The sequence below is a fragment of the Streptomyces sp. MS06 genome, assembly GCF_047200655.1.
Classification (GTDB): Bacteria; Actinomycetota; Actinomycetes; order Streptomycetales; family Streptomycetaceae; genus Streptomyces.
Window position 1 is genome coordinate 1 of sequence record NZ_JBJZOJ010000060.1, and the last position, 14,485, is coordinate 14,485.

Annotated in this window: 12 protein-coding genes; 7 read left to right on the forward strand and 5 right to left on the reverse strand. The window is 73.0% G+C overall.

Translation table 11 applies throughout. The annotated features are described in order from the left end of the window. Positions 1–94: 94 nt before the first annotated feature. From opcA to tal, 3 genes are read right to left on the reverse strand one after another with little or no spacing between them, the layout of a single operon-like run. Complete coding sequence (gene opcA / locus ACL02U_RS26335; protein WP_412793432.1) at positions 95–1,021, reverse strand: glucose-6-phosphate dehydrogenase assembly protein OpcA; 927 nt, start codon at positions 1,019–1,021, stop codon at positions 95–97. Continuing rightward, a complete protein-coding gene (gene zwf, locus ACL02U_RS26340; RefSeq protein WP_412793433.1) occupies positions 1,018–2,580 on the reverse strand; it encodes a glucose-6-phosphate dehydrogenase in 1,563 nt (520 codons plus the stop codon). Before zwf ends, opcA begins: the two co-directional genes overlap by 4 nt. Continuing rightward, complete coding sequence (gene tal / locus ACL02U_RS26345) at positions 2,577–3,725, reverse strand: transaldolase (RefSeq protein ID WP_412793434.1); 1,149 nt, start codon at positions 3,723–3,725, stop codon at positions 2,577–2,579. The genes zwf and tal overlap by 4 nt, the downstream gene beginning before the upstream one ends. 1,029 nt (positions 3,726–4,754) lie before the next feature. On the opposite strand from tal, the gene ACL02U_RS26350 reads away from it, so the two are divergent. The 6 genes from ACL02U_RS26350 to ACL02U_RS26375 all read left to right on the forward strand — a co-directional run bounded on the left by ACL02U_RS26350 (position 4,755) and on the right by ACL02U_RS26375 (position 9,122). Beyond that, complete coding sequence (locus ACL02U_RS26350) at positions 4,755–5,660, forward strand: helix-turn-helix domain-containing protein (RefSeq protein WP_412793435.1); 906 nt, start codon at positions 4,755–4,757, stop codon at positions 5,658–5,660. Between the two features lie 151 nt (positions 5,661–5,811). After that, positions 5,812–6,624: an amidohydrolase family protein gene (locus ACL02U_RS26355; RefSeq protein ID WP_412793436.1), complete on the forward strand. Its 813-nt coding sequence runs from the start codon at positions 5,812–5,814 to the stop codon at positions 6,622–6,624. Positions 6,625–6,761: 137 nt separating this feature from the next. Then, positions 6,762–7,172 carry a VOC family protein gene (locus tag ACL02U_RS26360; RefSeq protein WP_412793437.1) on the forward strand — a complete coding sequence of 137 codons (411 nt, stop codon included), beginning with the start codon at positions 6,762–6,764 and terminating at the stop codon, positions 7,170–7,172. A gap of 143 nt (positions 7,173–7,315) precedes the next feature. Further along, on the forward strand, positions 7,316–7,909 hold the full coding sequence (locus ACL02U_RS26365; protein WP_412793438.1) for a helix-turn-helix transcriptional regulator: 594 nt from the start codon (positions 7,316–7,318) through the stop codon (positions 7,907–7,909). Beyond that, entirely contained in the window at positions 7,909–8,601 is a 693-nt protein-coding gene (locus tag ACL02U_RS26370) for a glyoxalase (protein ID WP_412793439.1), read from the forward strand. Before ACL02U_RS26365 ends, ACL02U_RS26370 begins: the two co-directional genes overlap by 1 nt. A gap of 59 nt (positions 8,602–8,660) precedes the next feature. Next, positions 8,661–9,122, forward strand: a complete 462-nt coding sequence (locus ACL02U_RS26375; protein ID WP_412793440.1) for an iron chaperone — start codon at positions 8,661–8,663, stop codon at positions 9,120–9,122. 216 nt (positions 9,123–9,338) lie between these two features. Here the strand turns inward: ACL02U_RS26375 and ACL02U_RS26380 are convergent, their stop codons facing one another. Beyond that, complete coding sequence (locus ACL02U_RS26380; protein WP_412793441.1) at positions 9,339–10,736, reverse strand: glycoside hydrolase family 16 protein; 1,398 nt, start codon at positions 10,734–10,736, stop codon at positions 9,339–9,341. A 521-nt stretch (positions 10,737–11,257) separates the two neighbouring features. Between ACL02U_RS26380 and ACL02U_RS26385 the strand changes: the two genes are divergently transcribed. After that, complete coding sequence (locus ACL02U_RS26385) at positions 11,258–12,595, forward strand: 6-phospho-beta-glucosidase (RefSeq protein ID WP_412793442.1); 1,338 nt, start codon at positions 11,258–11,260, stop codon at positions 12,593–12,595. A 128-nt stretch (positions 12,596–12,723) separates the two neighbouring features. Here ACL02U_RS26385 and ACL02U_RS26390 read toward each other — a convergent pair whose 3' ends face one another. After that, the gene (locus ACL02U_RS26390; RefSeq protein ID WP_412793443.1) at positions 12,724–14,421 is read right to left on the reverse strand and encodes a carbohydrate binding domain-containing protein; all 1,698 of its coding nucleotides are present in this window, start codon (positions 14,419–14,421) and stop codon (positions 12,724–12,726) included. Positions 14,422–14,485 lie beyond the last annotated feature (64 nt).

Genomic DNA, 14,485 nt, shown 5'->3' on the forward strand with positions numbered 1-14,485 from the left:
CAGGTCCGGGGCCGTGTGGGCGAGGTGCTGCTCAAGGGCGATCCACTCGGGGCGCCGGGTCAGCCGGGGGGTACCGGACGTGGTGTCGGACATGTCAGACGGTCTCCTCGGTTGCCTCGCCGCTCAGGGCGACGGCGTACATCTCGTCGGCGTCGAGGCGGCGCAACTCCTCGGCGATCAGTTCGGAGGTGGGCCGCACCTTCAGCGCCATGCTCCGTGACGGCTGTCCCGGCAGGGACAGCGTGGCCAGCGGACCCTCGGGGCGGTCGATCACGATGTCGCCGTCCGCGGTGCCCAGCCGCACCGCGGTGACCACCGGCCCGGCGGTGACCACCCGTTCGACGGTCACGCCGAGCCGCGCTCCCAGCCAGCGGGCCAGGAGTTCCGCGCTCGGGTTCTCCGCCTCGCTCTCCACGGCCGCCGCGGTGATCTTCACGCGGGCCTGGTCCAGCGCCGCGGCGAGCATCGAACGCCAGGGGGTCAGCCGGGTCCAGGCGAGGTCGGTGTCGCCGGGGGCGTAGGAGCGCACCCGGGTCTGCAGGGCCTGCAGCGGATGCTCGACGGCGTACATGTCGGTGATCCGGCGCTGGGCGAGCGCGCCGAGCGGGTCCCGCGCCGGGTTGTCGGGCGCGTCCACCGGCCACCAGACCACCACGGGGGCGTCCGGCAGCAGCAGCGGCAGGACGACCGAGTCGGCGTGGTCGGACACCTCGCCGTAGGTGCGCAGCACGACCGTCTCGCCGGTGCCCGCCTCGGAACCGATGCGGACCTCCGCGTCCAGGCGGGGCTGGGTGCGCTCGCGCGGAGTGCGCGGATGGCGTTTGATCACGACCAGGGTGCGTGAGGGGTGCTCGTGGGAGGCCTCCTCGGACGCCTTGATCGAGTCGTAGGCGTTCTCCTCGTCCGTGACGACCACCATCGTCAGGACCATGCCCACGGCGGGCGTCCCGAGGGAGCGGCGGCCCTGCACCAGCGCCTTGTTGATACTGCTTGCCGTGGTGTCGGTCAGGTCGATCCTCATGGCCTGCGCCAGCTCCGTCCGTCTCGTGCGAGCATCTCGTCCGCCTCCTTCGGCCCCCAACTCCCCGACGGGTACTGCGCGGGCCTGCCGTGCGCCGCCCACTGCTCCTCGATCGGGTCGAGGATCCGCCAGGACTCCTCCACTTCCTGGTGGCGGGGGAACAGGTTGGCGTCGCCGAGGAGTACGTCCAGGATGAGCCGTTCGTACGCCTCCGGGCTGGACTCGGTGAACGACTCGCCGTAGGCGAAGTCCATCGACACGTCCCGGATCTCCATCGAGGTACCCGGCACCTTCGAACCGAACCGCACCGTCACGCCCTCGTCCGGCTGGACCCGGATCACGATCGCGTTCTTGCCCAGCTCCTCCGTGGCGGTGGAGTCGAACGGCGAGTGCGGCGCCCGCTGGAAGACCACCGCGATCTCCGTCACGCGCCGCCCGAGCCGCTTGCCGGTGCGCAGGTAGAAGGGCACCCCGGCCCACCGGCGGTTGTCGATGCCCAGCTTGATCGCGGCGTAGGTGTCGGTCGTGGACGACGGGTCGATGCCGTCCTCCTGGAGGTAGCCGCGCACCCTGGTGCCGCCCTGCCAGGCGGCCGCGTACTGGCCGCGCACCGAGTGCAGGGCGAGGTCCTCCGGCAGCCGCACCGCCCGCAGCACCTTCAGCTTCTCGGTGACCAGCGAGTCGGCGTCGAAGGCGGCCGGCTCCTCCATGGCCGTCAGCGCCATCAGCTGGAGCAGGTGGTTCTGGATGACGTCCCGGGCCGAGCCGATGCCGTCGTAGTAGCCGGCCCGGCCGCCGATACCGATGTCCTCGGCCATGGTGATCTGCACGTGGTCCACGTACGACCGGTTCCAGATCGGCTCGAACATCTGGTTGGCGAAGCGGAGCGCCATGATGTTCTGGACGGTCTCCTTGCCGAGGTAGTGGTCGATGCGGAACACCTGGTCCGGATCGAACACCTGGTGCACGATGGCGTTCAGTTCGCGGGCGCTGTCCAGGTCGCGGCCGAACGGCTTCTCGATCACCGCGCGGCGCCAGGAGCCGTCGGTGGCGTCGGCCAGACCGTGCTTCTTCAGCTGCTGCACGACCTTGGGGAAGAACCGCGGCGGCACGGACAGGTAGAAGGCGTGGTTGCCGCTGGTGCCGCGGGCCGCGTCCAGCTCCCGGACGGTGGCGCGCAACTGCTCGAACGCGGTGTCGTCGTCGAAGTCGCCGGGGATGAACCGCATGCCCTCGGCGAGCTGCTGCCACACCTCCTCCCGGAACGGCGTGCGCGAGTGCTCCTTCACCGCGTCGTGCACGACCTCCGCGAAGTCCTGGTCCGCCCAGTCCCGCCGGGCGAAGCCGACCAGCGAGAAACCCGGCGGCAGCAGACCGCGGTTGGCCAGGTCGTACACCGCGGGCATCAGCTTCTTGCGGGACAGGTCACCGGTCACGCCGAAGATGACGAGCCCGGACGGACCCGCGATCCTCGGCAGCCGCCGGTCGCGCGCGTCGCGCAGCGGGTTCGCCCAGCCCGCCGCGGGTGCCGTCGGTTCCCTCAGCGGAGTCGCGGTCATTCCGCGCTCACCCCCTTGCCGTCCAATGCCTTCGACACCGTGTCGAGCAGTTCCTGCCAGGCGGTCTCGACCTTGGCGAGGCCCTGGTCCTCCAGCCGCCGGACCACCTCGTCGTAGCTGATGCCCAGCTGTTCCACCGCGGCGAGCGCCGCCCGGGCCTGCGCGTAGCCGCCGGTGACCGTGCCACCGCCGATCTCGCCGTGCTCGGCGACGGCGTGCAGGGTCTCCTCCGGCATCGCGTTGACGCTGCCGGGGGCGACCAGGGAGTCGACGTACAGGGTGTCCCGGTACGCGGCGTCCTTCACTGCGGTGGAGGTGAACAGCGGCCGCTGCCGGTTGGCCCGCGCGCCGGCCAGGGCCACCCAGCGCGCCCCGGCGAAGACCTCCTCGTACGCCGCGTAGGCGAGCCGGGCGTTCGCCAGCGCCGCGCGTCCCCGCAGGGCGAGGGCCTCGTCGGTGCCGAGCACCGTCAGGCGCTTGTCGACCTCGGTGTCGACGGGGGAGACCGAGAACGAGGCGACGGAGTGGATGCCTGACAGGTCCAGGCCCCTGGCGGCCGCCTTCTCCAGGCCGGCGAGGTAGGCGTTCATGACCTCCCGGTAGCGCTCCAGGGAGAACACCAGCGTGACGTCGACGCCGATCCCCTCGGCAATCACCTCGGTGACGGCGGGCAGCCCCGCCCTGGTGGCCGGGATCCTCACCAGCACGTTGGGGCGGTCGACCAGCCAGGCGAGCTGCTTGGCCTCGGCGACGGTCGCGGCCGTGCGGTGGGCCGGCCGCGGGTCGAAGTCCACGGACACCCGGCCGTCCCGGCCGCCCGTGGCCTCGTGCACCGGGCGCAGCACGTCGGCGGCGGCCCGCGCGTCGGCGGCGGTCACCATGCGGACCGCCTCGTCGACCGTGACGCCCCGCGCGGCCAGTTCGGTGAGCTGCCGCGCGTACTCCGTGCCGGAGCCGACGGCGGCCCGAAGGGCGGACGGGTCGGTGGTGGCGCCGACGACGCCGCGCGTCGCGACCAGTTCGGCGAGGCCACCCGACTCGATCCGCCCGCGCGACAGACCGTCCAGCCAGACGGAGACGCCCTGGGCGGACAGCCGCTCCAGCGCCCCCGCCGCGGTGGCGATTGCTTCGGTCACAGTGATCATCTTCTTTCTGGCGAACGGGGCGACCGCGCTCGGCGGCCGGCGACTCCCCGGCGGCTGCGGTGACGCGACCGCGCGCGGGACCGGGTGCCGCGACCGGGCGGGACGGAACGGGTTCCGGCGCGGGCGGAGGTGCCGGAGCCCACCGCGCGGGCCCCGCATCCGGTGCCGCGGGCGCCGGGGCACCGCGTCGGGCCGCGGGCGGCGGCGTGCGCGGTCCCGGACCGCGAGCGAGGCCGCCCGCACGCGCGGGCACGGCGGTCCGGCCACCGGACGGGCGGAGGCGACGGCGGTCCGGCGCCGACTCCCGCCGGCTCCGGCAACCGGACCACGGGGGCGGTCCGCTGCACCTCGGGGCCGGTGGCGATGACGATCACCTCCGGTGGATCGGTGGACGACTCGCGCAGGACATGGCCGCCCCCGGCCGCGTCCGGGGGCGGGCGCGTCCGTCGGCACGCCCTGGCGGGTCGGCGCGAGCCCGTGCGGGGCGGGATCGGTGGCGTGCCCCTTCAGCATCCCGGCCCGGGCGACCGCGGTCGCGCTGGCATCGGCCGGGCGGACGATTCTCCGGGCCGGTTCGGCCCGCGAAGCCGCCGGTGCCCGGGTCGCCGGGCAGGCGGTTGCGGGGCCGGGGCCCGGCGCGGTGGCCGTCACGGGGCCGATGGCCGCAGGGGCTCCGGTTGGGCCGTCCGGGTGGCGCCGGCGGCGGCCCACCGTCCGGCAGGCGTGGTCGAAGGGGGACTCGCGGCCGGTGGTTCCCCTCACGTACCGGAAGCGCCCGCGGAGGGAGGCGGTCGCGCCGCCGGCGGCACGCCGTCGGGCCGGCCGGCGTCTTGTGCGGCCCGGTGTCTGCCTGCTCATGTTCAGGAAGTCCTCGATGTCGTCGGTTCCTCGTGCGGAGCGGTCTCGCAGGCTCGGTGGATCAGCGTGTTCAAACCTAAAAGTCTGACTTTTTTGGAGGAAGGTCTGCGTGTGTCAGCCTGTGGTGAATCTGGGACACCGGCAGGGCGAGTGGGGCGGTACGAGAAGGACATGGCGGGCGGAACCAGCCAAGGCGGCGCAGACGGCAGGCAACTGCACGCGATAAGAACCCTCCCCTTCCCCGTCGGACCGACCGCGGGCGGCGCGGGTATGCGGATCGGCCCGCTGCACACCGGGCGCCCCTGGCGGCCCGGGGCCCCGCTCGACCGTGTCCACCGCATCGACTTCCACGTCCTGATGCTGCTCGACGGCGGCCCCGTACGACACATGATCGACTTCGCGGAGTACGAGGCGGCGGAGGGCGACGTGCTCTGGATCCGCCCCGGCCAGGTCCACCGCTTCTCCCGGACGAGCGAGTACCGCGGAACCGTGCTGACCATGCAGCCCGGATTCCTCCCGTCCGCCACCGTGGAGGCGGCCGGCCTGTACCGCTACGACCTGCCGCCGCTGCTGAGCCCCGCTCCGGCCCGACTCGCCCCGCTCCGGGCGGCCCTGACGCGGCTGCAGAGCGAGTACGAGGACGCCGCCGCGCTGCCCCCTGGACTGCACGCGGAGGTGCTGAGGCACGCGCTGTCGGCGTTCCTGCTGCGCCTCGCCCACCTCGCCGCGAGTGCCCCCGGGGCCGCGGCGCCGGCCGGCACGCCCTTCGCCCGGTTCCGGGACGCGGTGGAGCGTGACTTCGCCACCGACCACGGCGTCAGCTCCTACGCCGACGCCCTCGGCTACTCCCGACGCACCCTGGGTCGCGCGGTCCGAGCGGCCACCGGCGCCACTCCCAAGGAGTTCATCGACCGGCGCGTCGTCCTGGAGGCCAAGCGCCTGCTGGCCCACACCGACCTGCCGATCGGCCGCGTCGGGGTGGCGGTGGGCTTCACCGACGCGGCGAACTTCTCCAAGTTCTTCCACCGCTACACCGACCTGACGCCGGCCCGGTTCCGATGGGAACTGCGGCGCTAGCGCCGTGCCGGGACCCGTCTCGCAGTGGTGCGGCGCGAGCCGGCCCGAGGGGTGGTCGTGCACGGCGCGCCCGGGTTAGGGTCCCGATAAGCGACCGCTTAGCCGTTGGGGCGGGTGTGGCCCGCGGCGTGGAGAAGAGGCAGGGAGCCGGATGCCGGTCATCGATGCGTGGATGCAGCACCCCACACTCCGTCACTCCAACCACGACATGTTCGCATCGTTGCGCCGGTGGACGGGACGGGGCCTGCTGGAGGAGCCGTTGCCGCTCAAGGCCACGGTGGCCGCCATGGCCGCAGCGGACGTCGAGATCGGTCTGTCGGCGGCCTGGTACGGGCCTCAAGAGCCCCTGATCAGCAACGATGAGGTGGCCGAGTTCGTCGCCCAGTCCGAGGGCCGGCTGCGCGGGGTGGCCGGAGCGGATCTCACCCGCCCCGTGCAGGCGGTGCGGGAACTGCGCCGAGCCGTCGAGGAACTCGGCTTCGTGGCCCTGAGGATCGTGCCCTGGCTGTGGCAGCTTCCGCCCACCGACCGGCTCTACTACCCGCTGTACGCCGCCTGCGTCGACCTCGGCATTCCCTTCTGCACCCAGGTGGGGCACACCGGCCCGCTGCGCCCGTCCGAGACCGGCCGCCCCATCCCCTACATCGACCAGGTCGCCCTGGACTTCCCCGAGCTGACCATCGTGTGCGGGCACATCGGGTACCCGTGGACCACGGAGATGATCGCGGTGGCCGACAAGCACGCCAACGTGTACATCGACACCAGCGCCTACACCGCCCGCCGTTACCCGCGCGAGCTGGTCGACTACATGCGCGGCCGGGGGCGCGGGAAAGTGCTGTTCGGTACCAACTACCCCATGATCACTGCCGGCCAGGCGCTGGAGCACCTCGGTGAACTGGACCTGGACGAGGAGGCCACCGAGCTGTTCCTGTCCGGCAACGCTCGACGGATCTTCAGCCTCTGAGCGCACCGAGCCCCGCCGGACCCGGAGGAGGGCACCGCGCGGCGACGGGCGGCCCGGGCTCCCCGGGCTCCCCGGGCTCCCCGGAATGGTCAGGAATCGAGAAGCGCGGTGCGGGAAACCGCCTCTACCCTGCCGTTATGGACATCACCATTCACACCAGTGTCCTCCCGCACGACGACCCGGACGCCTCGCTCGCCTTCTACCGCGACGTCCTCGGGTTCGAGGTCCGCAGCGACGTCGGGCAGGGCAGGATGCGCTGGATCACCGTCGGCCCGCCCGGTCAGCCCGACACCTGCATCCTCCTCGCCCCGCCGGCCGCCGATCCGGGCATCACCGAGGACGAACGCCGCACCATCACCGAGATGATGGCCAAGGGCACCTACGGCTGGATCCTGCTCGCCACCCCCGACCTCGACGCCACGTTCGAGAAGGTGCAGGCAGGGGACACCGACGTCGTGCAGGAGCCGACCGAGCAGCCCTACGGCATCCGCGACTGCGCCATCCGCGACCCCGCGGGCAACCTGGTCCGCATCCAGGAGCTCCGCTGAGCCGCACCGGACCGCCCCCGCCCGTCCCGCCGCCCGGGGCGCCCACCGCGCCGGCGCCGGCATCCGGGGTGCTCGCGCACGTGGACGGAGAACCGGGCGACCGGCCACCGGGAATCGAGGAACCAGCAGAGGGGAATGCTCCGATGTGCCAGTCCGGGTGGCGCCGTGCACGCGTCGAGACGCAGCGCCTGACCGATCTCGCCCGGCTGCGCCGCGTACGCGACCGGATCGACAGGGAGTACGCGCAGCCGCTGAACGTGGAGGCGCTCGCCCGCGAGGTGAACATGTCCGCCGGTCACCTCAGCCGGCAGTTCCGCGCCGCCTACGGTGAGCCGCCCTACGCCTATCTGATGACCCGGCGCATCGAGCGGGCGACCGCGCTGCTGCGCCGGGGCGACCTCAGCGTCACCGAGGTCTGCTTCGCGGTCGGCTGCGCCTCCCTGGGTACGTTCACCACCCGTTTCACCCAATTGGTCGGCATGTCGCCCGGGACGTTCCGGCGCCGGGCCGCGGAGGCGGCGGCCGACTCCGCCGACACCCGTACCCACGCCGGTGCCGACGCCCGCGCCGAAGCCGGTGACGGTGCCCGTACCGGCGCCGACGCCCACTCCGACGGCCCGGCCCGCGGCGCCGGATCACCGATCACGGTGGAGGGGATGCCCGCGTGCGTGGCGAAGCAGGTGACGAGACCCGTCAGGAATCGAGAAGCCCCCGCCTCGGACCGGCCCCTAGCGTGATGACCATGGCGAACACCACTCCCACCGCAGCCCGCACCTCCCTCGCATCCGTCACCCTGGAGGTGGCCGACCCCGACGCCGCCCACCGCTTCCACACCGCCCTCGGCGTGGACGCCCGCATCGGCCTGCGGGCGTCCGAGGCACCGAGCACCGGCTTCCGCGGCTTCACCCTGGCCCTCACGGTGTCCGGGCCCGCCACCGTCGACGCATTCCTCGGCGCCGCCACGGACGCCGGCGCCGCGGTGCTGAAGCCCGCCGAGAAGTCCCTGTGGGGCTACGGCGGCGTCGTCCGGGCCCCGGACGGGACGATCTGGAAGGTCGCCACCTCGGCGAGGAAGGACACCGGCCCAGCCACCCGGCAGATCGACGAGCTGGTCCTCCTGCTCGGCGTCGAGGACGTCAAGGCCAGCAAGCGGTTCTACGTCGGCCGGGGCCTGGCGGTGGGCAGGAGCTTCGGCGGCAAGTACGCCGAGTTCGCGTCCGAGGAGTCCGCCCCCGTCAAGCTGGCGCTGTACAAGCGGAGCGGACTCGCCAAGGACCTCGGCGTCCCCGCGGAGGGCACCGGATCGCACCGCATCGTGCTCGGCGGCACCGGCGGCACCGGCGGACCCTTCACCGACCCGGACGGATTCACCTGGGAGGCGGCCGCCCCGCTCCCCTCCGCACCGTCATCGAACCCCGCCCGCCCCTGACCCGCGGCCCGGCCCGCACACCCCGAACCGGCTCAACCCCGTACGAGAGGACACCCGCCATGCCGTCCACCGAGTCGTCCACCGAGCAGTACGACGGATTCACGGCCGAGGAGCGGGCCGCGATGAAGGAGCACGCCCGGGAGCAGAAGAAGTCCGCGTCGCGTCGCGGTTCGCGGGCCGAGAAGGAAGCGGCCGCCGAGCAGGACGTGCTCGCGAAGATCGCCGAGATGCCGGAAGCGGACCGGGTGCTCGCCGAACGCGTCCACGACATCGTCAGGACCGCCGCTCCGGACCTCAAACCCCGACTCTGGTACGGGATGCCCGCGTACGCCAAGGACGGGAAGGTCCTCTGCCACTTCCAGAGCGCGCAGAAGTTCAAGTCGCGCTACGCCACGCTCGGCTTCAGCGACCAGGCGGCACTCGACGACGGCTCCGTGTGGCCGACCGCCTTCGCCCTGACGGAGCTGACCCCGGCCGACGAGGAGCGCATCCGCGAGCTGGTCGGCAGGGCGGCCGGCTGACCACCGGCACCGATGCCGACCGCGGCACGGGCACGGGCAAGCCCCGGCCCCCGGCGCGGGCGCCGGTGGCGTACCGGCCGCCGACAGTGTCAGAGCCCAGGCCGCCGGGTGGCTTGGTCGCCACGCGGCCAGGTCGCCCGACGGCCTCGTGGCCGAGCGGCCCGACCCCATGCCAGGGAGTCCGGGCCGGGCCGCTCGGCGCGCGGCGCGGTTCGGTCAGTGACCGAAGTCGAACCAGTTCACGTTCACGAAGTCCGAGGGCTGCCCGCTGGAGAAGGTCAGGTAGACGTCGTGGGTGCCGGTCACCGAGCTGATGTTGGTCGGGATCGTCTGCCAGGACTGCCAGCCGCCCGTGTTGCCCACCGCGAAGCTGCCGATGGGCGCGTTGCTGCGGCTGTCCAGGCGCACCTCGACCAGACCGCTCACCCCGGAGGCGGCGCCGCTCGCGACCCGACCGTAGAACTGCGTGGCCGGTGAGGAGCCGAAGTCGACGCCCTTGTAGAGGGCCCAGTCGCCGTTGGCGATCCAGCCGATGTCCTGGCCGCCCCCGCTGTCGGTGGTGGTCTCGGTGCTGATGCCGGACTGGCTGTCGTAGGACTCGGCCTGGATGGCCTGGTAGGCGTCACGGCCGCCGCTCGGCGGCGGCGTCGTGGTGCTGCCGCCGCCGTCGGCGGACAGCACGCGGACGTAGTCGACCACCATGGGGTGGCCGGGCTCCGTCCCGCTGTCGGGGCCGCCGCCGAAGGCGTCCGGGAAGCCGCCGCCCATCGCCACGTTGAGGATGACGAAGAAGCCGTGGTTCGTGGCGTTGGCCCAGGTGGTCGCGTCCATCTGGTCCGCGGTGACGGTGTGGTACACGGTGCCGTCGACGGAGAAGTGGATCGCCTCGGGGGTGACCGAGCGGTCCCACTCCACCGCGTAGGTGTGGAAGCCGGCCTGGCAGGTGGTGCCGGGGCAGGACGTCGAGTTGCCGATGCCGGAGGTCTCGTTGCAGGGGCCGCCCGGGCTGGTGCCGCAGTGCATCGTGGCCCAGACGGTGTTCAGCCCCTGGACGTTCTCCATGACGTCCAACTCGCCGACCGAGGGCCAGTTCTGGTAGTCGCCCCGGTACGGCGCGCCGAGCATCCAGAACGCGGGCCAGTAGCCCTTGGCCGCGGCGCCGGTGACGTCGGGCATCTGGATGCGGGCCTCGACCCGCAGTTTGCCGCCGGCCGGGGGTTCGAAGTCGGTGCGGTTGGTCTCGATGCGGCCGGAGGTCCACTTGCCGCCGGTGCGCTGCGGTGTGATCAGCAGGTTCCCGTTGCCGTCGAGGGCGACGTTGCTGGTGTTCGAGGTCATCCTCTCGACCTCGCCGGTGCCCCAGTTGGCGGGGCCGCCGGGGTAGCCGACGCCGGTGTCGTAGCGCCAGTTGTCGGTGTTGACGCCGGAGCCGGCGGCGCCGTTGAAGTCGTCCAGGAAGACCTGGGACCAGCCGGACGGGGTCGCCGGGGCGGACGCGTTCGCGGGGAGGGTGGCGGCCGTGGCGGCGGCGGCCGCCAGGCCGACGGTGCCGAGCACGGCGACGAGGGCCCGCCGCAGCGGGTGCCGTCTGCGGGCGCCGGAGGGTGCACTCATGGGGGGAGCCTCTCGGTACGGAATGAGTGTGCGGGTGGTCGAGACGCCCTCGCCAGCGGCTGAGAGCGCTCTCAGAGTGGGCCCAATGTGCTCCCTGTCCCCGGGATCGTCAAGGCTTGAAGCAGTGAAAGTGTCTGCGGCCTCGATGAGTTCACCTCGTGAATGGTGCGAATCGGCAATACCGCCGCAACCCGTGGTGCCCCGGGTGGCAGGGGTGCCCGAGTGCCGCCCGCCCGGATGCCCGAGTGCCGCTGACCCGGGCGCCGGCGTGCCCCCGCGGCAGCGGCATGCCTCCGTGCGGCATGCCCCGGGACCGGTGCGCCCCCGCATGCGTGGTCGCCCTCGCCGCCGTCTGCCGTGTCCTGGTTCCTCGGGCGGACCGGCGGGGCGTGCCATGATCGGGCCCGTACCGGTGCCCGCCCGGCGGACGTCACCGGTACCCGCCCGGCGGACGTCCCGGGCGGGGAGCCGCCCCGGTCGGCCGTCGGCCCCGGGAGCGGGGCGACGGGAAGGGCGCGGACGTGCAACTGACGATTCTGGGCGGTGGCGGTTTCCGTGTGCCGCTGGTGTACGGGGCGCTGCTGGGGGACCGCGGCGCGGGCCGGGTGACCCGGGTGGTGCTGCACGATCCGGACACCGCACGCCTGGCCGCGGTGACCCGCGTCCTCGCCGAGCAGGCCGCCGGGGTCCCCGACGCTCCGGAGGTGACCGCCACCACCGACGTCGACGAGGCGCTGCGCGGCGCCGACTTCGTGTTCTCCGCGATCCGGGTCGGAGGCGCGGAGGGCCGGGCGGAGGACGAGCGGGTGGCGCTCGCCGAGGGCGTCCTCGGGCAGGAGACGGTCGGCGCGGGCGGCATCGCCTACGGCCTGCGCACGGTCCCGGTGGCCGTCGACATCGCCCGCCGGGTGGCCCGGCTGGCCCCCGAGGCCTGGGTCATCAACTTCACCAACCCCGCCGGCCTGGTCACCGAGGCGATGTCCCGCCATCTCGGCGACCGCGTCATCGGGATCTGCGACTCCCCGGTGGGACTCGGCCGCCGTGTCGCCCGGGTGCTCGGCGCGGATCCGGAGCGGGCGTGGATCGACTACGTGGGCCTCAACCACCTCGGCTGGGTGCGCGGCCTGCGCGTCGCCGGCCGCGACGAACTCCCGCGCCTGCTCGACGATCCCGTGCTGCTCGGCTCCTTCGAGGAAGGCCGGCTGTTCGGTGCCGAGTGGCTGCGGTCGCTGGGCGCCGTCCCCAACGAGTACCTGCACTACTACTACTTCAACCGGGAGACGGTCCGGGCCTACCGGGAGGCCGAGCAGACCCGCGGTGCCTTCCTGAGGGACCAGCAGGCCCGCTTCTACGCGCAGGCGGGCGATCCGTCCGTCTCCGCCCTCGCGGCGTGGCAGCGCACGCGCGCCGAACGCGAGTCCACCTACATGGCCGAGAACCGGGAGGCGGCCGGCGCCGGCGAGCGGGAACCGGAGGACCTGTCCGGCGGCTACGAGAAGGTGGCCCTGGCCCTGATGCGGGCCGTCGCCCGCAACGAGCGCACCACGCTGATCCTCAACGTCCGCAACCGCGCCACGCTCGCCGCGCTCGACGCGGAGGCCGTCATCGAGGTGCCCTGCCTGGTCGACGCGAGCGGCGCGCACCCGGTCGCCGCCGATCCGCTGCCCGGTCATGCCACCGGGCTGGTGTGCGCGGTCAAGGCGGTCGAGCGGGAGGTGCTGGCCACCGCCGCGTCGGGGGCGCGGGCGCAGGCGGTGAAGGCGTTCGCGCTGCACCCGCTGGTCGACTCGGTCGCCGTGGCGCGGCGCCTCGTGGACGCCTACACCGCCGTCCACCCCGGTCTCTCCTACCTCCGCTGAGGCCGGCCCGGCGTGATTCCGCCGGACCGGCGTGCCGGTAGCCGCAGGTGCGCCGGACCGCCCGCCCCGGATCAGGAGTTCCGCGGCGGGCGGCCCGGCTGCGGCCGCCGTGGGGGTGCGGCCGCCGGTCAGCCGGTGAACCCGGCCGTGATGGAGGTGAACTGCCAGTCGTTCTGGCTGATACCGGAGCAGTTGCTCACCACGCCGCCGCCCGGGCAGGGCCGGTCGCGGTTGACCGACCAGAAGGCGAGCCGGGCGATGTGGTGGGAGTTGGCCCAGTCGCGGATCTGGCTCCAGATCCCCGGGGTGGTGTTCTCCTGCTGGTCGGACAGGCCGTTCATGCCGGAGATGCCGATGTGCGCGTACGCGGTGGCGTCGTCCCAGCCGAAGGTGGACTTCAGCTTGGCCTTGAGCCCCTCGGCCGCGTTCACGGTGTTGCCGTACATGTCCGAGCCGCCGCCGAAGTCGAACGGCATGATGGTGAAGACGTCGATGCCGGCGCCGATCGAGTGGGCCTGCTCGATGAGCCGGTTGCCGTAGTACGTCGGACCGGTCGTCGAGGTGCCGAAGGTGACGATGGTGCGCAGGCCCGGGTTGTTCGCCTTGACCGTCTTCAGCGCGGTGAGGATCCTCGCCTGGACGGCCTCGTTCTCGAACTCGTCGGAGTTCTCGATGTCCATGTCGACGGCCTTCAGACCGAAGGCGTCGATCACCTTCTGGATCGCGCCGGCCAGCGCGCTCGCGGAGGAGCAGTTGGCGCCGAGCTTGCTGCCCTGCCAGCCGCCGAACGACGGGACGACGTCGCCGCCCGCGGAGCGGATGGCGTTGATCGCGCTCTGGTCCGCACCCCCGGTCAGCGGCCGGCTGCCGTCCCAGGCGGGCGTGCAGCCGCCGGAGTCGAGCACGAACGCCATGGTGAACCACTTGACGCCGGTCGCGTTCATCACCGTGGTGGGGTTCGGCGGGTCGCCCCAGCCCTCGTACAGGTAGGGTGCGGCCTGGGTGAAGCCCCCGCCGCCCCCGCCGCCGCTGCCCGCGTCGGTCGTCACGCTGACGGAGTTCGAGGCCGCGGAGACGTTCCCGGCCGCGTCCCGCGCCTTCACGGTGAACGTGTACGAGGTGCTCGCCGAGAGGCCCCCGACGGTGGCGGAGGTGCCGGACACGCTCAGCGTCCTGCTGCCGTTGCGGTAGACGTCGTACCCGGTGACGCCGGTGTCGTCGGTGGCGGCGTTCCAGCTCAGCGACACGCTCGACGAGGTCTTGCCGGTGGAGGTGAGGCCCGAGGGCGCCGAGGGCGCCTGGGTGTCTCCCCCGCCTCCTCCGCCGCCCGGGCCGTCGAGGCTGATGTCGTCCGCGTAGTAGGTGCCCTGGGCGTACCAGCCGTGGACGTAGATCTTGGCGCTGGTCTGCGCGGCGCCGGTGGTGAAGGACACGCTCAGGTGGCTGTACGCCGACGGGGACGTGGTCCATGTCGAGGCGCCGCCGTCGACGCCGAGGTAGACGTAGGAGCCGCGGACCCAGCCGCTGAGCGTGTAGGCGGTGCCGGGCTGCACGGCGACGGTCTGGCTGCAGGTGGCGTTGTCACTGGAACTGGCCGCACCGGCAAGTGCCTTGGTGCCGCCGTGCACGGGGGAGGAGACGACCGAGCCGAGGTTGCCGCTGCACGACCAGGGGGACAGGCCGCCGGATTCGAAACCGGCGTTGGTGAGGACGTTCGCCGCCTGCGCGGTGCCGGGCAGGGCGACGGCTCCGGCGAATGCCAGGGCCGCGGTGCCGAGCAGGGCCAGGAGCCGACGTGGGGAACGTCTGAGAACGGAGGTGCGCACACGATCTCCCTGGAGTATGGGGGGCGTTCGGGAGTGCACGGATGTGCTGGGGAGTGCTGGGGGT